The sequence below is a fragment of the Thermotomaculum hydrothermale genome, assembly GCF_016592575.1.
In the GTDB taxonomy this organism is placed as follows: domain Bacteria; phylum Acidobacteriota; class Holophagae; order Thermotomaculales; family Thermotomaculaceae; genus Thermotomaculum; species Thermotomaculum hydrothermale.
In genome coordinates, this window is record NZ_AP017470.1 from 2,032,169 (window position 1) to 2,052,754 (window position 20,586).

Genomic DNA, 20,586 nt, shown 5'->3' on the forward strand with positions numbered 1-20,586 from the left:
ATATCAATTTTTCCTGACTTTTTTAACCTCTCCAGAGTAAAAAATAGCTTCTTTACCTTCATGCTCAATTACAATTGCAAAATCAGGTGTAAATCCTTTAAAAACTCCTTTTAATGTTTTCTCTCCAGAATTTAAACTTATTAAATCACCTTTTTTAAAGTATGAATTCTGTTCAACTGTTGAAAAGAGAATTTCATTATTAGGTTTGCTATCAAACACAGAAGAAAGTTTTTTAATAATAAGGCTTTCAAGTTTATCTTTAGAAATAGAAATCTTACCCTTTAACGATTCACTACCCTCAATTGGTGCATAGTTAAAATTAATACCAATTCCAATAACAACCTTTGCAATATTCCCTTTTACCCTTGATTCAATCAAAATTCCTGCTATCTTTTTCCCATTTAATAAAATATCGTTAGGCCATTTAATTTTTAATTCTCCTGATACATAGCGTGAAAACAAATCAAAAACTTCACAGACAACCTTTACAGAAAGGTATTTTAAAGATTCTATATCTGTAATTTTTCCTATTGAGAGGTGAATATTTCCAGAAACTGAAAGCCAGTTAGAGTTGTTTCTTCCATAGCCTGCTGTTTGAATGTCTGAAGTTACAACCACAAAAGGGTATTTTTCAAGAAACCTGAATGCCTCTTTATTTGTGGAATCAACTTTTTTTAGTTTTACTATCTTCATTTTTCAGATAAAACATGCAGAGTTTTGTTAAAGGGCACCTATCACATAAAGGCCTTATCGGTTTGCAAATATTCTGGCCGTGCTTTACAAGTAAACCGTTGTACTCTCTTATATACTTTTTAGGAAGAATATTTTTTAAAACCTTTTCACTTTCTTCCGGGGTTTTTGTTTTAATAAAGCCAAGCCTGTTTGAAATTCTATGCACATGAGTGTCAACACAGACTTCGTAATGACCGAAACCGTTTGCAAGCACGAGGTTTGCCGTTTTTATCCCAACATTTGGCAGTTTTAACAAATCCTCCTTGTTGTCAGGCACCTTTCCGTCGTACTCTTTAACGATTATTTCTGCCACCTTTTGTAAATTCTTACCCTTTGTCTTATAAAAACCAGCAGGATATATCAACTCCCCTATTTTTTCAGGGGATAACTTCATTAAATGATAAGGTGTTGGAGCCTCTTTAAACAACCTTTCAGCAGACACTGCAGTTACCTCGTCCTTTGTCCTTAAAGAAATAATACAGGAAACGAGCAATTCCCATGGAGTTTTAAACTTTTCAACAGGTGTTTCTTTCCCCCTGTACAAATCAAGTAAAATTTCAACAACTTTTTCAATATGCTTTTGAAACAAAATCTTTAAATATGGCTTTGCAACAAGTTTTTTTGAATAAAAAAGATGGCTTTCACATTTACAATCTCCGCATCCAAAACCTTTAATTGAAACTAAATCCTCTTTTAAAATATCTGCAAGTATATGTTCAAGAGAGTTATCACCAACAATGTATGGATTGATGAGAATAATCTCTGCCTTTTCAAGTAAAAAATCAATATGCCAGTGCTTTTTTTCTTTATTTTTTTTCAAATGCCTCTTTATTCTTGCAGCTAAACCATTTATTGCAGAACCGCAATAGTAGTAATACCCTTTTTTAAGGGGAAAAACCTTTGATTTAGTTTTAAGGTTAATATTTTCAGAAAGAAAAGCAATTATTAAATAAATTCCTTTATTCATCAATCAATAGAACCAGCAAACCCAAAGAAAACCTTAATGCCATCTTCTTTTATAACTGCAAAAAAACCACCTGCATTCTCAACAACTGTTCTAAGTTCAAAAAGTTTTTCAACAATTTTTATCTTGCCTTTATATTTTTCTCCAACAAGTATAATTTCAATCTGTCTTTCAGACAAATTCAAATCAGGAAAATTAACTTCAATCAAAACAGGCATCACCCCTTTACAGAAAAAATCCTTTTCAAACTCTATTTTATAAGAGTATTTTATCCCCTCTTTATCCAGATAATCAAAAAACTCTTTTAACCTGTCCTCAAAAAATCCCTTTTTTGCAAAAATTTTACCTGATAAAGCCTCTGTAAGGTTATAATGCTTGCTGAGATTTTCAAGGGATATTTCAACATAGTCTACAACCTTGTTTTTTAATTCTTTAACCTTTTTATTGAGAAAATTAACAAGAAACCTGTTGTTTTCAAAATCCCTTATCTTTTTCTTTAAAATAGATTTAAAAAAATTAACATTGCAATAGGGAATATCATCTAAAGATACTTCCTCTTTTGTTTCACACTCTTTTTTCAATTCCTTTGCTTCTTCAAAATATTTCATAAGGTAATAGGAAAGAAGAATAATTACCGCAATGGGGAAAACATACATTGTGTTGAAAAGTATATCAATTATTACAGTAAAAAAAGCTACTGAAACTGAAATAAATGCCTTTTTAAAATCCATCAACCCCTCTTCTTTCTCTTTATTTCTATCTTTAAATCAAGGTTTATTCTTACTTCGTCTTCCATACCTTCGGGAATTTTAATATTTATGGGAACAAAATAGCCGTTATCAGCTTTAACCACCCGTGGAGCCTCAACCTCAATCTCACTATAATCATATTCCTGGGTTTCAAGCCTATCCTCAATTACCTCGCTGTCTATCTTTTGAGTGTTAAATTCACTTTCTTCAATTTCTGTTAATTCTTCTTTCTCAACATCTTCTAATTCCTCAATGCTTTCATCATCAATAACCTCTTCTACCTCGTCTATTTCATCAAGTTCATCAACAGATTCAATTGCCTCAGTGTTGTCTTCTCCGATTATCCTATCATCAATATCAACAGAAAAATCTATATCTGTATCCATTTCTGCTAAATCTTCGGCAGAAATTTCTTCCGGCTCAAGCTTAACCTCATTCTCTTCTTTCTCATGCTTTTCAATTTCTTTCTCTTTTGGCTCATCTTTTTCTTTAACTATTTCACCTTCTTTACTTTCGTCTTCAACCATATATTCAATCTCAACATTGTATTTTTCAGTAATTTTTTTCAAAGTTAATCTTACAATTTCCCTTAAAGTCTCAATTACCCCTTCCCCTGTTATTGCTGAAGTTTCAAAATAGGGGACATTGTAAATATTTAACTCTTTATTTAATGTTTCAACATCTATTAAATTCGGTAAATCCCTTTTGTTATATTGCATTACATGGGGGATATCCTTCAAATCCATTCCCAGAGATTCAAGGTTTTGAATTAAATTCTGCAAACTCTCTTTGTTTGCCTCAAGCATTCCTGCTTGTGAATCTGCCACAAAAACAATCCCATCAACCCCTTTTAAAACAAGCTTCCTTGTTTGGTTGTAAAAAACCTGCCCTGGAACAGTGTACAATTGAATCTTTGTTTCAAGCCCTTTTAATTTCCCTAATTGAATAGGGAGAAAATCAAAAAATAAAGTCCTGTCTGTTTCTGTGGCAAGTGATATCATTTTGCCTCTACTATTATCAGGAAGGGTGTTATAGATGTACTGCAAAGTAGTGGTCTTCCCACATAAACCAGGGCCATAATAAACAATTTTAATAGCAACCTCTTTGGCCTGATAATTAAAAGAAACCATAAACCACCTTTCCAGTAATTAACCTGTTTATAAAATTTTAATAAAAAAAACAAAAAAATCTAATTATTATTAAACAAAAATAACATTTATCCGTTTTAAACAAGAGGGAGGAAGAATGAGTTTACCTGAATTTAGCGTTAAAAAACCAATTACAGTACTGATGCTCTTAATTGTCATAATAATTTTCGGTGTTATTGCCTATATTAAAATACCATTAAAAATGCTCCCCGACGATTTTTCAGGGTACTTTCTCTGGATAAATATCCCATACTCTTCCTCAAACCCCAATGAGGTGCTCAACCAGATTGCAATACCTGTTGAAGACGAATTATCCACCATCCAGGGAATAAAAACACTAAACTCAAACAGCTCAACAAACGGCGTTTTTTTCTGGATTGAATTTAATCAGGGAATTGATATGGCAACGGCATATCAGGAAGTTTCAGACAGAATTGAGAGAGTAAGGCCGCAGCTTCCAGATGAAGTTGACAGGATTTTTATAAGAAGATGGAACCCCAACGATATGGAAATATTAGCCTTCGCCATTCAACCGCCTGAAAACTCAAAAGACACATACTTTCTCATAAACGATGTTCTGCAACCTTACCTTCAAAGAATTGACGGGGTTGCTAAAATAGATTTTAACGGCTTAACTGAAAAATTGATTTACATAGAAATAGATGCTGAGAAATTGAAAAAACACAATCTAAACCTCTATCAATTTGTTTCAAAGTTAAGGAAAGACAATTTCTTAATGTCCTGTGGTTATGTAATTGAAGGAGGAAAGAAAAACAACCTTATTGTTAATGCAAGGTTTACAAACCTTGATGAGATAAAAAACCTGCCCATTGGGATTAAGAACCTGAAAATCAAAGACATAGCAAAGGTTTCTTACAAAGAACCCAAAAAAACCTCTATATTTAGAATTAACGGCAAAGAGGGAATTACAATAAATATCTTTAAAGAATCAGGGGCAAATACTGTTGATGTATGCAGAAAAGTAAATAAAGCAATTGCAAAAATATTTTCAACAGACAAGCGTTTTAAAGGCTTTAAATACTTTTCTCTGTGGGACCAGGGAAAAACAATTGAAAACTCTCTGAATGATTTAAAAAACTCAGGCTTAATTGGCGGATTGCTTGCAATGTTAATTGTATTCTTCTTTATAAGGAGGTTTAGACTGACCACTGTTGTATCCCTTTCAATTCCATTCTCCCTGTTTATGGCAATTGTCTGGCTTTACTTTTCAGGAGGCTCATTAAATTTATTATCTTTGATGGGGCTAATGCTTGCGGTGGGAATGCTTGTTGACAACTCAATTGTCGTTTCAGAAAACATAGACAGACTTAAGGGAATGGGGTTAGGTACTGTTGAGGCTTCTATCAAAGGGGCAAACGAAGTGGGGCTTGCCATAACCCTTGCAACACTAACCACAATTGTTGTCTTCCTTCCAGCTATGCTTATGGGAAATGACCAGATGATGAAAATGTTTATGAAAAATGTTGGAACAACAATAATTTACGCTTTAATTTCCTCACTCTTTGTTGCTCTAATTTTAATCCCTTTCACATCTGCAAGAGTTTTAAAGCAAAACGGTAAAAAGAAAACCTCTAAATTTATTGAAAAAATTAAAGAAAAATACAAAACAGCAATTAGTTACTCTCTATCCCATAAAAGAAATTTATTTTTAATTGTTACTTTGCTAATACTGTCTTCAATCTATCCTGCAACTCATATGAAGAAAACAGGAAATATGGAAGGGGGCCCCCGTTCAGTTAGAATGAGAGTAAGGTTTCCTGAATACTACACATTAGAGCAGAGAGACCAATTCTTTAACAAACTTTCAGAAAAGTTTATGAAAAAGAAAAAAGAACTTGAAATAAAAGCGATTACAACCTACATAAGCCTTACCTGGTGTCAGTTTTCAATCTGGCTAAAAGACTCAAAAGATGCCAAAAAAGATGTTGCAGATGTAATGAAAGAGGTAAAGAAGATGCTTCCAAAAGTCCCCGGGATAAGGTTTAGATTCAGAGGGGATTACTCTTCCTCTAAAGGCGGAACGGTAAATATATTCTTTTATGGCAAAGACCAGAACACATTAATGCAAATTGCAGAAGAGTTTAAAACCAGGGTTGAGCACCTGAAAGGTGTAGTCAATGTTGACATAGATGTTGATGAGAGAAACCAGCAAATTGTTGCAACAGTAAAAAGGGAAACAGCGCAGAAAAAGGGAGTATTGCCTATTGAAGTTGAATCCTCAATAAGCTGGTTTTTAAGGGAAATCCCACTTCCAAAGTACATTTCAAAGGATAGAGAGGTTGATGTTAAGTTGGCGTTTATGGAAAAAGACAAAAACTCTGAGAATAAATTAAAATCAATAACAATTCATGCTGGTAAAAAACAGCTTCCTGTTGAAGCTTTCACTAAATTTAAAAAGGAAAAGGCATGGCCACAAATTAGAAGAAGAAATAAAAATACAACCTTAGGGGTAAAAATAACCTATGCAGACACAAACTTCATGGAATTATCAAGAAAGGTAAGCAAGATAGCATCTTCAATGCACCTTCCACCGGGATACTCATGGGATAAGGGGAGAAGATTCAAAGAGGTTGAAGAAACCGACAACTCCACAATGTATGCCGCTATCCTTGCTGCAACCTTTGTGCTTCTTTTAATGGGAGTGCTTTTTGAGTCTTACATTCTGCCGTTTTCAATTATAATCTCTGTGCCCCTTGCCTTTATAGGCTCATACTGGCTTATTTACATAACAGGCACAATATTCAACCCTATGGCTGCAACAGGAATTCTAATACTCGTCGGAATTGTTGTAAACAACGGAATTGTGCTTATAGACCATATAAACAGGCTGAGAAAACAGGGAATGGATAGAAAAGAGGCTATTATTCAGGGAAGCACAGACAGACTGAGGCCTGTTTTAATGACTGCTTTAACAACAATTATAGGGCTTATCCCCCTGGCAATAGGCAGGGCTAACCTTGTTGGTATCCCCTACTCCCCCCTTGCAATTACAGTAATTGGAGGACTTACAACCTCAACATTTCTGACCTTATTTGTCGTCCCAACCTTTTACTATCTTCTTGATGTAACAGGAGAATACTTTAAAAATCTAACCGCTGCCTTCTTTTCAAAGGCAAAGGTAGAAAAACAATCCCTCTAAACTTTAAAAAATATGGTAAAAATATTTCGGGAGGAAATATGGAGATAGTAAAGGGAGAAAGAGAGTTAGAATTACTGAAAAACATTTTTAAGCAATACAAATCAAAAAATTTGTGCGATATAGGTTGCGGAAGCGGAGAATTGGTGCGCTATTTAAACAAAAACAAATTCAGGGCATTTGGTTTTGACATAAAGATAGAAAAGCCTGTAACAGACAAACTCTTTATAGCATCTGCAAAGGAGATTGCTTTTAAACCTTTCAAATTTGACACCTTTGTTTTTAAGCAATCAATGCACCATATTGATAAAGATTATCAGCAAGAATTGATTGAAAAATTAACTGAAAAAGAGTATCAAAGAATTTTTATTATAGAGGCATCAATAGGGGAAGGCACTTACGAAAAGATTAAATCAATTGTCTTTCCTGAAAGGGAGATGAGGCTTTCTGTTCTGGAAACACTGCACAAAATTAGAAGCAACTTTAAGGTTTCAAAGGTTAAAACCTATGGAAAGGAAAAGGTTTTTGACAATTTTGAACACTTTTTTCAGGAAACAATTGCTGAAAATGAGAAAACAGTGTGGAATAGAGAAATAGAAAAGGTTATAAAATCAATCTTTGATTTTTATAAAGGAAGGTTTTATCAACAGATGGATGTTTACCTTGTTGAAAGAAGATTTAGTCAATAATTACCTGTTTAAATGAAAAATCATTATTATTTAATGCTGACATTATTTCGTTGAACATCTGCTTTGCAACAGCTAACCTATTCATTTTAGGGAGATTCGCCTCTTTCCCTTTAACAGACTTCCATATATCAGTATCAACTCTGCCTATATTAAAAATCAAAAGTTTTAAATCCTCTTCTGCCGCAAAAACCTTTAGTGCTTTTTCAGATGCAATTTTTGAAGAAGAGTAAAGCCCCCAGTTTTCAAAATTATTTTCATTAAGTGTTGCTATTGAAGAGACAAAGGAAACAAGCCCGTCTTTTTCTAAATTACCTAAAACTGATTTTAAAGTTAAAAGGTTGCCGCACATGTTTATCTTAAAAATCTTTTCAAAATCGTTAAGAGAGGCATCTTTCAATTTTTTGTAAATTGCAATTCCAGAATTTAAAACAACAATATTTAAAGGAAAATCAATACTAAAATCCTTAAAATTCTCAAAATCATTATATATAAAATGAAAATTTTTATAATCAAATTCAGGCTTTGTCTTTCCAACGCCAATTACAAAAAAATTATTCTTTAAAAAAACCTCTGCTAAAGCCCTTCCTATCCCCTTTGAAACACCGGTAATTAAAACCCTTTTCATCAATCTATCAAATTAAACCTTCTGTCAATGTGGGAGAAAAACTCTTCCCTTGTTTTCTGGTTTTTCCTGAATGCACCCCTTACCTCTGATGTTATCATTTTATTCCTTGGTTTTTTAACCCCCCTCATAACAGAGCAAAGGTGAATACCCTCAACAACGACAGCCACCCCCTTAGGTTCAAGCAACTCTTCAAGCGTTTTTGCAATCTGCACAGTCATCTGTTCCTGAATCTGAAGCCTTCTTGCAAACATATCAACAATGCGAGGTATCTTTGAAAGCCCTATCAATTTGCCGTCGGGAATATAGCCAACATGGACAACCCCGAAAAAGGGGATTAAATGGTGTTCGCACATTGAATAAAAGTCAATATCCTTTACAACAACCATCTCTTCATAGTCTGAATGAAAAACTGCATTATTCAAAATCTTTATAGGATCCTGAGAGTATCCCTGAAAAATCTCATTTAAATACATCTTTGCCACCCTGTGAGGGGTATCAACAAGCCCTTCCCTTTCAGGATCTTCCCCGATTAATTTTAGAATTTCCCTTATATGGTTTTCTATCTGTTTCTTTTTCTCATCCATTTTAATCCTCCAGATATTCAAAAAAGTTGTTTCTCGTTTCGCTTAATTCAAGTTTAAAAATATTGTCTCCCAAAACCTTATTTAATTCCTGTTTAATGTACAAAATCAAATTCTCGCTTGTTGCAGGCTTATCCTTAAAAAAATCAATGTCCCTGTCAAGCCTCTTACCAGAAATTGTCTTTAAAAAAGATTTAACCCTTTTATCAAGTTCGCTTAAAGGTATTGTCATTCCCGTTTTTTCGTCAGGCTTTTCTCTATAGTACACCTTCAAATAGTAATTGTGGCCGTGGCCATAAAAATTGTTGCACTTGCCGTATATCTCTTTATTTTTTTCATCGCTTAACTTTTGAGAAAAAAGCCTGTGTCCTGCTGAAAACCTGTATTTTTTGCAAAATACCCCTAAATTATCCCCGTAATACTCTGCAAAAACCTTATCCGTTGCCTTTAATTTTATTCTGTGGAGAAAAACACCATCCGGCAGTTTCTCCTCAATCAAATCCCAGAAAAGCATTGCAAGGTTTTCCACCGTCGGCTGCATTGTTTCAAAGTATGGCAAATCCTTGTTCAAAAATTTATGGTCAAACTCCTCAACAATAGGTGTCACAATTTTCTTTAAATCAGTTAGATTTACAATCATACCTGTTACCGGGTTAATCTCACCTTTAACAGACACATCAAGCACAAAGTTATGCCCGTGCCCTGAAGAATTTGAGTGAATACCGAAAACCTCTCTGTTTTTTTCTTCACTCCAATCCTTAACCCTGTAATAGTGGGCTGCACAAAAGTAAAAACGCCTTGTTAAAATTACCTTACTCATCACTCTCCCTGCACTTCCGTCTAACAAAAAAAGCATACACCAACAATCCATTATACGGCAAAAGGAAAAACAATGGAATTAATGAGGTTTTTCCCAAAGTGAAAAAAAGCATAACAAAGAGGTATTGAAAGCCAGGCCCAAATACAGAAACAAGTTGAAGCAAAGTTTTATTTGGAGTTTTTCTCTTACACTTCAAAACCTTAACCTCAATAAAATCAACAAGTTCATCCTGCCATTTGTAAAAAACGAGGTAAAAAAGGTAAAGCGCTTTAACAACAAAGGGGTTATCGTAAGGAAACTCATTTTCACCATTTTCTTTAATCTTGCTTGTTTTGTCTCCCCCATTTCTATGCCTGAAAAGCACAAAGTAATAGTTAAAAACACTTCCCTGAAAAACAAAGGAAAGAAAACCAAAAAGTTTAACTAAAAAAGAGGCATCTCTAATTGCAAAAAAGAGTATTGCATGCCCTAAAAAATCAAGGTTGCTGTCTAAAAACCTTCCAATTTTGCTTGGCCTTTTTTGAATCCTTGCAATTGAACCGTCAACAGCGTCAAAGATATTTTTAAAAAGCAAAAGTATAGAAGCGAGGGCAAGGGAAGAATCTGTATCAAGGTAAACAAGATAACCAACAAGGCACATTAATAAAAAATGAAAAATAGTTACCTGCCATGCCTTTAACCCAACCTTTGCAAGGGGTTTTGCAATAAAAATCGCAACCTGCCTCCCGTAATCTGATAAATCAATAACCTCTCTTGTTTTAATTTTCACTCCATCCATATTTAAATTCTACACCAAAAAATAGTTTTAATTTCTTTTCTATTGTAAAATTAACTAAAAAGGAGGTTGAATGAATTTCGGTTTTGTACATGTTTACACAGGAAACGGGAAGGGAAAAACAACGGCAGCATTCGGGCTTGCTTTAAGGGCTGCGGGGAACGGTTACAAAACCTTTATCGGCCAGTTTTTAAAGGGAGTAAAATACGGAGAGCTTGAGATAGAGAAATTTACAAACGGGCTTGTTAAAGTAAAGCAGTTTGGAAAACCTGACTTTGTTCACGAAATAACGGAAGAAGACATAAAACTTGCAAAAAAGGGATTTGAAGAGTGCAAAAAGGCCATTTTTTCAGGAGAGTACCAGATTGTTATTCTTGACGAGATAAATGTTGCCATATATTTTAAACTTATTGAAACAAAAGAGGTGATAGAATTAATTAAAAATAAGCCTGAAGGGGTTGAGATTGTTCTCACAGGAAGGTATGCACCTGAAGAGTTGATTGAAATTGCAGACTTAGTAACTGAAATGAAGGAGATTAAACACTATTTTCAAAGGGGGATTCAGGCAAGAGAGGGGATTGAAAGATGAGGGTTTTTGCCATTTCCTTAAAGCAAAAGGGGTTACCTCTTTATTTGTTTAAAATGAAGGCTTCAGACTTACTGAAACTTACAATTATAGAGCCTCGCACAAGCGAAAATAAAACTGCATTACAGAGGATTTTAGACAAAAAAAGGCTTAAAGAGATTGCCATTTACCTTTTAAACAACGATGCGGCAATTCCAAACAACATTATTGTAAACTTTAACGAAAAAACAAGGTTTATACCGCAAAATATCAACGGAATTGAGTGCGGATACCTTGAAATTCCTGACGAAAAGTGTGCATATATTCTTGACGGCCAGCACAGGCTTATGGCTTTTGAATTCTCAAACGAAGTTGATTTTGAAATACCTGTTGTTGGTTTTTTAAACCTTGATTTAAAAACTGCGGCACACCTTTTCACCGTAATAAACACAACCCAGAAGCCTTTAAGCAAATCCCTTCTCCTTGATATAAGGCATTACATTGGAGACACAAAGCAGGCTGAAAAAATTGCAACAGACACTGCATTAAAGCTTTCTCAAAGCAAAACCTCTCCCCTTTACAAAAAGATTAAGGTCTCAAAGGGGGAAAAGGGGGTTATCTCTTTAGAGCAACTTGTAAAACTTATTCTTCCATTTGTGGATATTGGCGGAATTTTAGAGAGAAGCAAACACCCTGAAAAGGCTATAGAAAACTATTTAAACGCATTTTTTGAAACATTTGAACTTCCCATAAACTCAGCATCAATTCAGGTTGCCTTATCCCCAATATTTGAAAGGGTTATACGAAGGGGAAAGAATGAAAACCTAAACTTAAACTCAATTGAAGGCTTTAAAGAGGTTTTCTCCTATGTTAGAGATTTTAAAATTAAACCTCAAAACATAAAAACAAAAAAGGATAGGGAAGGAATAATCAGGCAATTTTTAAGTTATCTTCCAGAAACAACATCTCAAAAACTTGACGAGTGGCTTCTTTAAAAGGTTAATACCTCACCGTTAACCACTGAAAAATTTGTTTTATCTATTACAACCTTTATCTTTATTTTATTTTGTTTACCTTTACACAAAAAAATCTTTCTATCTGGAAAATTTACCATAACAGCCTTTTCAATCTGGCTAAAAACAAATGGCCTGAAATTTAAAAGATTGTTAAGGTCAACCTTTAATCCCTCTATCTCTTTTTCAAAAACCAATTTGCCATTTTTATAAACCTTGAAAGTTGCATTTAACTCTGTGGAAAATCCCTTTCCAGAAATATCAAGAAAAATCTTTAACCCCTTTAACTCACCTATCTGGCCGTAAAAAATCATATTGTCATTCTCTAATTTCTTTTGCAATTCAACCTTTTTATCTTTCAAGTCAACATACAAAGGCGTTTTATAATCAAACTCAAAGTACGGCATACCATTTTTAAAGCCTGAAAAAGAAACAAACTCAAAATTTACTTTTTTCATAAAAACAGGCTTTTTGCTTTCAATTGAATAGGCAATAAGGTATGGCTTTGAGAAAAAGATAAAACAATTTTCGGTAAAAAGTATATCTTCAGGGGATACAAGAAAAAGCATTCTCCCTGCTTTTGAGTAAAGAAAGGGGAGTTTGTACAACTTTCCATTTCTCAAATCAAAGACAGAAGGATTTAAATCCCCTATAAAAACAAAGTTTTCATTTTTTAACAGCAACCTGTAAAATTTTAGACCATCAAAATCAAGCACAGGATTTAAGTTTACATCAACCTCAAAAACCTTATCTTTAAACCAGATTATCTCTTTTTTCTCAGTTAGAAAAACAGCCTTGTCATACCCATTTGAATAGTATGCCTTCAAACCTTTAAATGAGGCTAATTCTTTCCCCTTCAAAACAACAGAATATCTATCCCCTGATTTTCCAATATAATAGACATTTCCCTGAAAAAAAAATGCCCCTTTAAAAGATTCTGCTGATGAGAGAAAGCTCAAACTTAACAGGAAAATAATTATTCCCATTTTCCTCATAAAAAACACCGCCTTTTTTTCCTTTTAAAAAATCATAATCGTAATAAACCTTTTTATCTGTTTTCCTTTTCTTATCCCTGTATAAATCAAGCAGATAAACCTTTCCGTCCTTGCACTGTGCTATTAGAAAAATCTTTTTGCCGTAATATAGGGGAAACACATGCCTTCTCTTGTGGGAAAGGGAAAATGAGTACTCTTTAATCTTCCCGTTTTTCAAGTCAGTCCTGACAATGTGAATTTTTTTACTCCCGAAAAGGGAAAACACACTTATTTCTTTTTTTTCAAAAACAAAATTGCCGTTAATCTCATAGATGTTTTTCGGAAAGACATCTATTTCCTTTTTATTCAACAGGTTGAATTTGTAATCATAACTTTTTAAAACAGTTTTTATTGAAAATAACCCCCCTGGCTTTTCAACACTTAAAATTGAAAAAAAATCCTTTCCCGCTGAAACTGTGAAGAATAAAGCATTGTCAATATGTAAAGTTTTTTCCTTTTCAAAATCGTTAAAAACCTCAACCCTTTTGTTAAAAACAAGAAAAATCCTGTCATTACCAGTCTTTACTTCAGGAAGAACAATATCCCTTTCGGTTTTATCAAAAACACAGCTTAAACTTCCCTTAATCTCTCCCTTTTTTAAATCAAAAACAGCAAAACCTGTTTTTATGGGAATAAAAAGCAGGTTACCTTTTACCAAATCCTGAATTGAATATGGCAAATAATCCGCATCAGGCAACAATGAGTTTTTTATCTCGCCTGATTCTTTTTTTTCATTTAAATTTATTACTTTGCCCTTTTCAAACAAAAACAGGGATTTATCCCACACAAAGAAATAACCGCATTTTTTATCAGAATCAAAATCAAACTCCTCTACCCCGCAAAAAACCTTTTTTTTATCAAAATCAACAAGGTAATCGTATCTATTCCCTTTTAAAGGAAGAATTTGTGCAAAGAGGCTGAAACATAAAAAAAATAAAAATAAAAATCGTAATTTCATACTTTTATAATATCAAAATTTTTATAAAGGCTTCTCAAAAACTATAGAATTTTTATAATTAATTCTGGCAAAGTTTTCTGGAACATTATAACTTTCAGAGGGAGCAACAAAAAGCATCCCTCCTGGATTTAAAACAGAGTAAATATTGTCAAGCAATTTGGTTTTTGCCAATTCATCAAAGTAAATCAAAACATAGCGGCAAAAAACAGCATCAAACCTGCCAATTAATTCAATATCCTCTTTTTTATAGAGATTTGCATACCTGAACACAACCTTCTCTTTTACAAAATCCTTTACTTTAAAGCCATTGTCAACTTTTTCAAAGTATTTTTCTATGATATTTTCAGGAACGGAATTTAAATCGTTTTCCGAATAAATTCCATTCCTTGCCCTCTCTATTGCTGAAATACTTATGTCAATTCCCACAACAGAAAAGTCTATTTTTTGTGGAAACTCCTTCATTTTCTCAAAAACAGAGAGCGCAATCGAATAAGCCTCCTCCCCTGTTGAACAGCCGGCACTTAAAAATGAGAGGTATAATGACCCTGAATCGTTTTTTCTTGCAACAAGACCGGGAAGGACATAGTCGGAAAATGTTTTAAAATGAGAGTTAATTCTAAAAAAAGCTGTTTCATGGATAGTAATTTCGTTCAACAACTCTTTAAACTCTCTGTCTGTATAATCATTCTTCAACAAATTATAATAAGTTATAAAATCAGTTATCCCTCTTTCAGCCATTCTCTTTTTCAACTTTGTCTCAAGAAAATACATTTTGGATAAGTCAAAGAAAAGACCACACTTCTCTCTTATCAGCCTGGCAAATATATTAAAAATTTCTCTGTTTAATTTTAAGTCATTCAGTCTATCATTTATCATAATTCATTAAGTATTTTACAACATAAAAACAAAAGGGTATAGAACAAAAAAAATCAAATTGTGCTAATATTTGAAGCTAAGGGGGTAAATATGTATTTAGGCAAGGGAAAATTTCCGCCTGTAAAAAATTTTATATCTGTTATCCACTCCAAAGATGGGCTATTTGAAGACTTTAAAGAAAAAATCTCAAAAGATTTTGGGGAAATAGACACCGAATCTGAACCATTCCCCTTTGACTTTACAGACTATTACAAACCTGAAATGGGAGAAAACCTATACAGGCAATTTTTTTCATTTAAAAATTTAACCGAAGGGGATTTTATTGTAGAGATAAAAAAGAAATGCCTTGAATACGAAGAAAAATACTCAGAAGAAGGGAAAAGAAGACTAAACATTGACCCCGGATACATTGACCTTTACAAATTGGTGCTTGTTTCAGAAAAGTATATGGGGCACAAAATTTATCTAAGGGAAGGAATCTGTGCCGACATGGTACTGCTTTTAGGGAAAAACAAAATTACCCCCTTTGTCTGGACATTCCCGGACTTTAAATCAGGCATATACGACAAATACTTTCTAAATTTACGAAACATTTACAAAAACCAGTTAAAAGAAATGAAAATAATCCCGTAATTTCTAAAGATACTCTTGATTTTTTTCAAAAATATACTAAATTATATACCGAAAACAATACTAAAAAGAGGTCAAAATGGAAAAGATACTTTCACCTTTCAGCGTAAGCATTAGCGAATTAAAAAAAAGCCCGAAAAAAATTATCGAAAATGCAAAAAAAACTTCAGTGGTTGTATTAAACCACAATAAACCCTGTGCATACATTCTCTCCCCCGAACAATACGAAAACCTTTTGGAAAAATTAGAGGAAAAAACATTTTCGGAAATGGTAAAGGAAAGACTAAAAGAAAAAGATAAAGCTGTTGAAATAAGTATTGATGAGCTATAAACTCAAATTTGTCAAAAAAGCCTTAAAGGAATGGGAAAAACTTGACGGTGAAACCAGAGAATTTTTCAAAAAGAAGTTAAAATCAATCCTTAAAAACCCCCACAACAAGAGAAACAAACTGAAAGGCTTTGAAAATGTTTACAAAATTAAATTAAAACAAAAAAGTTACCGCCTTGCTTACTATGTTGACGACACAGAAAAAAGCGTAACTGTTTTAATAATTGCCCATAGAGACGACATTTACAAAAAGCTTGGAAAAAGAAAATAACACTAAAAACATTATTAGTGTAAAATTTACTTAAAATAAATATCAGGGAGTAAGTATGAAAAGGGAAGAAGCAAAAAAAGAAATAGAAAAGCTTACCGAGGAGTTATTGAGGCACAATTATCTTTACTATGTAAAAAATGAGCCTGAAATATCCGATTATGAATACGACATGCTTCTCAAAAAACTCCAGAAATTAGAAGAGCAATTCCCAGAGTTTAAACTCCCATATTCCCCCACATCAAGAGTCGGCGGAGAACCAATAGAGGGGTTTGAAACTGTAAAGCATTCAGTACCAATGATTTCCCTTGACAATGCATACAATGAGGGAGAGCTATTAAACTTCAACGAGAGGGTTGAAAAAATCCTTGGCAATTCGGTTGAATACACTGTTGAGCCTAAAATAGACGGAATAGGCCTTGCCTTAATCTATCAAAACGGCATTCTAACAAGAGCAATTACAAGGGGAGACGGCATTCAGGGAGACAATGTAATAGAAAACGCAAAAACAATTACGAACATACCCCTAAAAATCTTTGAAAAAGTGCCTGAATACTTTGAGGTAAGGGGAGAGGTATTCCTTTCCTTTGACATATTCAGAGAGATAAACAAAGAAAAAGAGGAAAGCGGCGAGGATGTCTTTGCAAACCCCAGAAACGCAGTTGCAGGCACAATCAGGCTAAAAGACTCAAAGATTGCGGCAAAGAGAAAGATGAAAATGTACTGCTATCAGGTTATAACAGAGGAAAACTTTCTCCCAGAATCCCACTTTGAAAGGCTAAAACTCTTAAATTCCTTAGGCTTTTCAACACCGCCCCATGTATTAAAACTTAAAAAAATAAAAGAGGTTATAGAATACTGCAAAAAGTTTGAAGAAACAATTAAACCAACTTTAAACTTCCCTGTTGACGGTATGGTTATCAAGGTTGACAATGTTAAATTATGGGAAGTGCTAGGCACAACAGCAAAGTTTCCAAGGTATGCAATAGCGTTTAAATTTAAACCGGAACAGGCAACAACAAAAATATTAGATGTAACCTTTCAGGTTGGAAGAACAGGAGTAATCACCCCTGTTGCAGAGCTTGAGCCTGTAAGATTGGCAGGAACAACTGTAAAAAGGGCAACACTGCACAATTTTGACGAAATTAAAAGGCTTGATATCAGGATTGGAGACACTGTTTTTGTTGAAAAGGCTGGAGAGATTATCCCGAAAGTTGTAAAGGTTGTAACCTCAAAGAGAACAGGAAATGAAAAAGAGATTATCCCCCCTGAAAAATGCCCTGTATGCGGAGAAAAAACAGTTAAATTCGGAGACGAGGTTGCAATAAGGTGCATAAACCCCTCCTGCCCCGCAATTTTAAAAAATTCAATACTCCACTTTGTATCAAGGGACGCAATGGATATAAGGGGAATGGGGGAATCCCTCGTTGACAAACTTTTAGAAAAGGGATTATTAAAAGACTTCTCAAGCATTTACGAGTTAGAAAAAGAAAAAATAGCAAACTTAGAGAGAATGGGAGAAAAGTCTGCCGAAAATTTATTGAGAGAGATTGAAAAATCAAAGCAAAAACCGTTTCACAATGTTTTATACGCACTTGGAATAAGGTATGTTGGACAAAAGGCAGCAAAACTCCTTGCCAGACACTTTAAATCAATTGACAACATTATAAACGCAAGTGGTGAAGAGATTGCAGAAATTGAAGGTATTGGGGAAAAGATTGCGGAATCCCTAAAAAAATACTTTTCTTTAAAACACAACCTTGAACTAATAGAAAAACTGAAAAAACACGGCTTAAAATTTGAAACAGAAGAAACAGAAGAAAGAGAACAACCGCTTAAAGGCTTAACCTTTGTTTTAACCGGGGAGCTTGAAAACTTTACCAGAAAACAGGCAACTGAATTCTTAGAAAGCCTTGGCGCAAAGGTTTCATCATCAGTATCAAAGAAAACAAACTATGTAATTGTCGGCAAAAACCCCGGTTCAAAGTTCAGAAAAGCAGTTCAATTAGGCGTTAAAACCGTTGACGAGCAATTTCTCTTAAATTTTGCAGAAAAGTATAAAAAGTAAATTAACCAAAAAACAGCAAACCAGCGCCGATAATTGTAAAAATACCGCCTAACACCTGAGGAATGTATATTAGAAAACTTTTATTCTTTACTAAAACCGCTTTGTAAGGATTTTCAGGATTATAGTAAACAATAACCTCTTTGCCCTCTGGATAATTATTAACAATCCTCTCTGCCTCTGAAGCGAAACTATAACTAATATTCAAAGCACCATAATCAGAGCATGTGTACTCCTTGCCATCCACCTTATACCTGTAAGTAATTGCAGGGGCATACATTGTTTGATTGCTTTCAGAATCAAGATGGCTTACAACCTTTGACTCAACCACAACCCCTTTAACAGAAGGCCACTTCTCAACCTTTTTAGCCTGTTTAATAAAAATATACCCAACAACAAAAAGCAAAACCCCAACCATCAGAAAGATAATCCCAACTTTTTTCATACACCCTCCTAATTACAGTTTGCTCTCCCTTTATATGCGAATTTTGTCCCATCAATTAAAATAACACCTTTTCCCACAACCTGAAAACCCCTTTCGTCAACCTCACCCTTGTTTGTTGTAAAAATTAAAGTTCCTCTACTTTTATTCCCCACAGCCTTCCAGCTTCCTGAAGAACCACCGTTATCCGCCGCCCCCCATGAGCCTGTACTATTTCCGTACTGGTCTGAAAATCCCCCGCCATAAGAACTCTCAGAGTAATAACTATACCTTCCATTTGGGCAAAGCATTAGTTTTCTTTCTGTGGAGCCTACATAAGAGTAATACTCCCCTGCCAGCCAGTTCATTAAACCTGAATTAACCTTAGCCTGAAAAAACCTGACACTGTTTGCAAGCTCAATAGCACTTTTTTTATGAGTATTTGAATACTTTTGCGTGGTTGTAACACACATTGCCATAAATCCCCCACTTCCGTTAGGAGAAACAACGCCAACCACATAAGCCCTTGCAGGCACATTTTGAAAAGTGCCTGAAAACTCTCCCCCAACAGCATATTCCCCCACTTTTTCAATATCGCTTGAAGCGTGCATATTTGTACTCTGGTCAACAAATCCCTCGGCAGCCGCCGCAACCAATTGGTCAAAAGTAGCATAGTTATGAGGAAGCATTAAAATATACCCGGGTATTGAATTTGAACCCATATAATAATTTCCCGTTTTCGGGTCCTGCTTTGCAATCCACCCTTTAGGCGGAACAAAACTTAAACCTAAAGAATCAACCGTAATCCTTTTTCCCTTTCTTGAAGTGGTTTTTTGTGGATACTTACTATTCTCTGAAGGCTTCTTTGCAAGGTGATTAGCCTTCCTTCTTGCAAGAGGATTTGAAGAACCACCTATTCTTTTTAACCTGTAAACCGTACCGCCTGTTTCAAACAAAAGGGTATTGCCTTTAAACCCAGCGGTAAAATTAAAATTTCCGTTGCCTGTTGAAAAAACACCTGCCGCCTTATTGCCAGAAACCTTGCCTTTAATCTTAAAATTACTTCCGTTAAACATTAAAGTCCCTTTGATTATACTTCCCGACTGGCTTAAAGAAACTTTCAGGCCGTCGCCAGCAAAATTTCCTCCAAAATTTGTACTATTCCCTTTTGAAAGGGGATTTGCTGAAGACTGCCCTTGCCTCTGAGAAACCACACCACCCCCACCACTTTTTACAAAAACAAGCTCTCTAACCTTACTCCAATCGGGAGTACCGTCTGCTTTAGGCTCAATCAATTGAACATAAAGTGAGCTATCTTCAAAATACATATTGAAAAAAACCGCAATATTGTTTCCATAACATTTGCCAACTGCAGCCTCTCCTTCAACCTTGCCGGTTAATTTAAAATCAGCCCCTGTCGTCCCTGTTAATCCACCTGAAATATTTATTCCACTCTGCTTAATATAAAGGTACAGTTTTGCATTATTTGAACTCATTGTGTAACTCCCTGAAAAATTAACGGAAAAAACAGAAAAACATAATAAAAAGCCTAAAACTGCTGAGATTTTTTTTACAAAATACAACACATTTCCTCCGATTCTCAGGGAGTTTCCCGCCTTAAAAAATTTTTCATATAAAAAGTTATCCAATTCTACCCTTTTTTACACAAAAAGTAAAATAACCTTAAAAAAAGCAGGCCATAAGGCCTGCGGAAGAATTTAGAAATTCTGGATTGCTCCAATGTGATATAAGTAATAACACACTCCCCACAAAATTAACCCTACAAAAACATAAAAGTTTAGGATAGACAATTTTTTTTGCTTTATATATTCAAGGTAAGAGATTTTTGCTTTATTCTCTTTCTTTCTTATCTGATTTTCTTCAAACCATTGCCAGAACAATCCGTAAGTGGTGTAACATATACATAGAAAACAGAAAAAATTTAAAGTAGAAAGTTCAATAACTAATTTAAAGGCACCTTTCTTCTTGATTACATCTAACATTTTATTTAGTTCAACAACTCCAAAAATAGTGCAAAAAAACGCTACAAACAAACAAGCAAAATAGTAATGAGTTGATAACTTTGACCACTTGTTTATATTTTTAGGTTTGGCAAAACTTGCACCAAACAAAAGGAAAAGTGCAAGTTGAAAAACTAAAATTAAATTAGAAAAATAAAACATAGAGA

21 protein-coding genes and 1 pseudogene are annotated in these 20,586 nt (G+C 34.2%); 8 read left to right on the top strand and 14 right to left on the bottom strand.

Annotated features, from left to right (window positions below; translation table 11 throughout):
- Positions 1-3 precede the first annotated feature (3 nt).
- The 4 genes and pseudogenes from TTHT_RS09435 to TTHT_RS11055 all read right to left on the bottom strand — a co-directional run.
- Positions 4-693, bottom strand: a complete 690-nt coding sequence (locus tag TTHT_RS09435; RefSeq protein WP_201327727.1) for a biotin--[acetyl-CoA-carboxylase] ligase — start codon at positions 691-693, stop codon at positions 4-6.
- The gene (locus TTHT_RS09440) at positions 665-1,699 is read right to left on the bottom strand and encodes a DUF123 domain-containing protein (RefSeq protein WP_201327728.1); all 1,035 of its coding nucleotides are present in this window, start codon (positions 1,697-1,699) and stop codon (positions 665-667) included. The genes TTHT_RS09435 and TTHT_RS09440 overlap by 29 nt, the downstream gene beginning before the upstream one ends.
- Positions 1,699-2,427, bottom strand: coding sequence for a hypothetical protein (locus TTHT_RS09445; protein WP_201327729.1), 729 nt, complete (start codon positions 2,425-2,427; stop codon positions 1,699-1,701). Before TTHT_RS09445 ends, TTHT_RS09440 begins: the two co-directional genes overlap by 1 nt.
- 575 nt (positions 2,428-3,002) lie before the next feature.
- Positions 3,003-3,575 (bottom strand): annotated as a pseudogene (locus tag TTHT_RS11055) (GTP-binding protein); the annotation flags it as partial.
- A gap of 115 nt (positions 3,576-3,690) precedes the next feature.
- Here TTHT_RS11055 and TTHT_RS09455 point away from each other — a divergent pair.
- On the top strand, positions 3,691-6,753 hold the full coding sequence (locus tag TTHT_RS09455) for an efflux RND transporter permease subunit (protein ID WP_201327731.1): 3,063 nt from the start codon (positions 3,691-3,693) through the stop codon (positions 6,751-6,753).
- 38 nt (positions 6,754-6,791) lie between these two features.
- Positions 6,792-7,439 carry a methyltransferase domain-containing protein gene (locus tag TTHT_RS09460; protein ID WP_201327732.1) on the top strand — a complete coding sequence of 216 codons (648 nt, stop codon included), beginning with the start codon at positions 6,792-6,794 and terminating at the stop codon, positions 7,437-7,439.
- Here the strand turns inward: TTHT_RS09460 and TTHT_RS09465 are convergent.
- Genes TTHT_RS09465 through TTHT_RS09480 form a run of 4 tightly spaced genes read right to left on the bottom strand, consistent with a single transcriptional unit; the run spans position 7,429 to position 10,243 of the window.
- Complete coding sequence (locus tag TTHT_RS09465; protein WP_201327733.1) at positions 7,429-8,064, bottom strand: SDR family NAD(P)-dependent oxidoreductase; 636 nt, start codon at positions 8,062-8,064, stop codon at positions 7,429-7,431. The two genes, TTHT_RS09460 and TTHT_RS09465, sit on opposite strands and share 11 nt — an antisense overlap.
- A complete protein-coding gene (gene folE, locus TTHT_RS09470) occupies positions 8,064-8,648 on the bottom strand; it encodes a GTP cyclohydrolase I FolE (RefSeq protein ID WP_201327734.1) in 585 nt (194 codons plus the stop codon). Before folE ends, TTHT_RS09465 begins: the two co-directional genes overlap by 1 nt.
- Position 8,649: 1 nt before the next feature.
- Positions 8,650-9,465, bottom strand: coding sequence for a 6-carboxytetrahydropterin synthase (locus TTHT_RS09475; RefSeq protein ID WP_201327735.1), 816 nt, complete (start codon positions 9,463-9,465; stop codon positions 8,650-8,652).
- A complete protein-coding gene (locus TTHT_RS09480; RefSeq protein WP_201327736.1) occupies positions 9,458-10,243 on the bottom strand; it encodes a CDP-alcohol phosphatidyltransferase family protein in 786 nt (261 codons plus the stop codon). Before TTHT_RS09480 ends, TTHT_RS09475 begins: the two co-directional genes overlap by 8 nt.
- Positions 10,244-10,313: 70 nt before the next feature.
- Between TTHT_RS09480 and cobO the strand changes: the two genes are divergently transcribed.
- Both cobO and TTHT_RS09490 read left to right on the top strand, forming a co-directional pair.
- On the top strand, positions 10,314-10,829 hold the full coding sequence (cobO, locus tag TTHT_RS09485; RefSeq protein ID WP_201327737.1) for a cob(I)yrinic acid a,c-diamide adenosyltransferase: 516 nt from the start codon (positions 10,314-10,316) through the stop codon (positions 10,827-10,829).
- Entirely contained in the window at positions 10,826-11,800 is a 975-nt protein-coding gene (locus tag TTHT_RS09490) for a DGQHR domain-containing protein (protein WP_201327738.1), read from the top strand. Before cobO ends, TTHT_RS09490 begins: the two co-directional genes overlap by 4 nt.
- Here the strand turns inward: TTHT_RS09490 and TTHT_RS09495 are convergent.
- Genes TTHT_RS09495 through TTHT_RS09505 form a run of 3 tightly spaced genes read right to left on the bottom strand, consistent with a single transcriptional unit; the run spans position 11,797 to position 14,686 of the window.
- The gene (locus TTHT_RS09495; RefSeq protein WP_201327739.1) at positions 11,797-12,813 is read right to left on the bottom strand and encodes a hypothetical protein; all 1,017 of its coding nucleotides are present in this window, start codon (positions 12,811-12,813) and stop codon (positions 11,797-11,799) included. The genes TTHT_RS09490 and TTHT_RS09495 overlap by 4 nt on opposite strands.
- Positions 12,746-13,810: a hypothetical protein gene (locus TTHT_RS09500; RefSeq protein WP_201327740.1), complete on the bottom strand. Its 1,065-nt coding sequence runs from the start codon at positions 13,808-13,810 to the stop codon at positions 12,746-12,748. Before TTHT_RS09500 ends, TTHT_RS09495 begins: the two co-directional genes overlap by 68 nt.
- A gap of 21 nt (positions 13,811-13,831) precedes the next feature.
- Entirely contained in the window at positions 13,832-14,686 is an 855-nt protein-coding gene (locus TTHT_RS09505) for a CheR family methyltransferase (RefSeq protein ID WP_201327741.1), read from the bottom strand.
- 90 nt (positions 14,687-14,776) lie between these two features.
- On the opposite strand from TTHT_RS09505, the gene TTHT_RS09510 reads away from it, so the two are divergent.
- The 4 genes from TTHT_RS09510 (at position 14,777) to ligA (ending at position 17,980) form a co-directional block, all read left to right on the top strand.
- Positions 14,777-15,319, top strand: coding sequence for a DUF4416 family protein (locus TTHT_RS09510; protein ID WP_201327742.1), 543 nt, complete (start codon positions 14,777-14,779; stop codon positions 15,317-15,319).
- Between the two features lie 76 nt (positions 15,320-15,395).
- Entirely contained in the window at positions 15,396-15,647 is a 252-nt protein-coding gene (locus TTHT_RS09515) for a type II toxin-antitoxin system prevent-host-death family antitoxin (RefSeq protein ID WP_201327743.1), read from the top strand.
- Positions 15,637-15,915, top strand: a complete 279-nt coding sequence (locus tag TTHT_RS09520) for a type II toxin-antitoxin system RelE family toxin (RefSeq protein ID WP_201327744.1) — start codon at positions 15,637-15,639, stop codon at positions 15,913-15,915. Before TTHT_RS09515 ends, TTHT_RS09520 begins: the two co-directional genes overlap by 11 nt.
- Positions 15,916-15,970: 55 nt before the next feature.
- Complete coding sequence (gene ligA / locus TTHT_RS09525) at positions 15,971-17,980, top strand: NAD-dependent DNA ligase LigA (RefSeq protein WP_201327745.1); 2,010 nt, start codon at positions 15,971-15,973, stop codon at positions 17,978-17,980.
- Position 17,981: 1 nt separating this feature from the next.
- On the opposite strand, the gene TTHT_RS09530 is transcribed toward ligA, so the two are convergent.
- The 3 genes from TTHT_RS09530 to TTHT_RS09540 form a co-directional block, all read right to left on the bottom strand.
- Positions 17,982-18,422, bottom strand: coding sequence for a DUF3592 domain-containing protein (locus tag TTHT_RS09530; protein WP_201327746.1), 441 nt, complete (start codon positions 18,420-18,422; stop codon positions 17,982-17,984).
- A gap of 8 nt (positions 18,423-18,430) precedes the next feature.
- Positions 18,431-19,894 (bottom strand): hypothetical protein, encoded by a 1,464-nt coding sequence (locus tag TTHT_RS09535; RefSeq protein WP_201327747.1) that lies wholly within the window; start codon positions 19,892-19,894, stop codon positions 18,431-18,433.
- Between the two features lie 222 nt (positions 19,895-20,116).
- Positions 20,117-20,581 (bottom strand): hypothetical protein, encoded by a 465-nt coding sequence (locus TTHT_RS09540; protein WP_201327748.1) that lies wholly within the window; start codon positions 20,579-20,581, stop codon positions 20,117-20,119.
- Between the last annotated feature and the right edge of the window lie 5 nt (positions 20,582-20,586).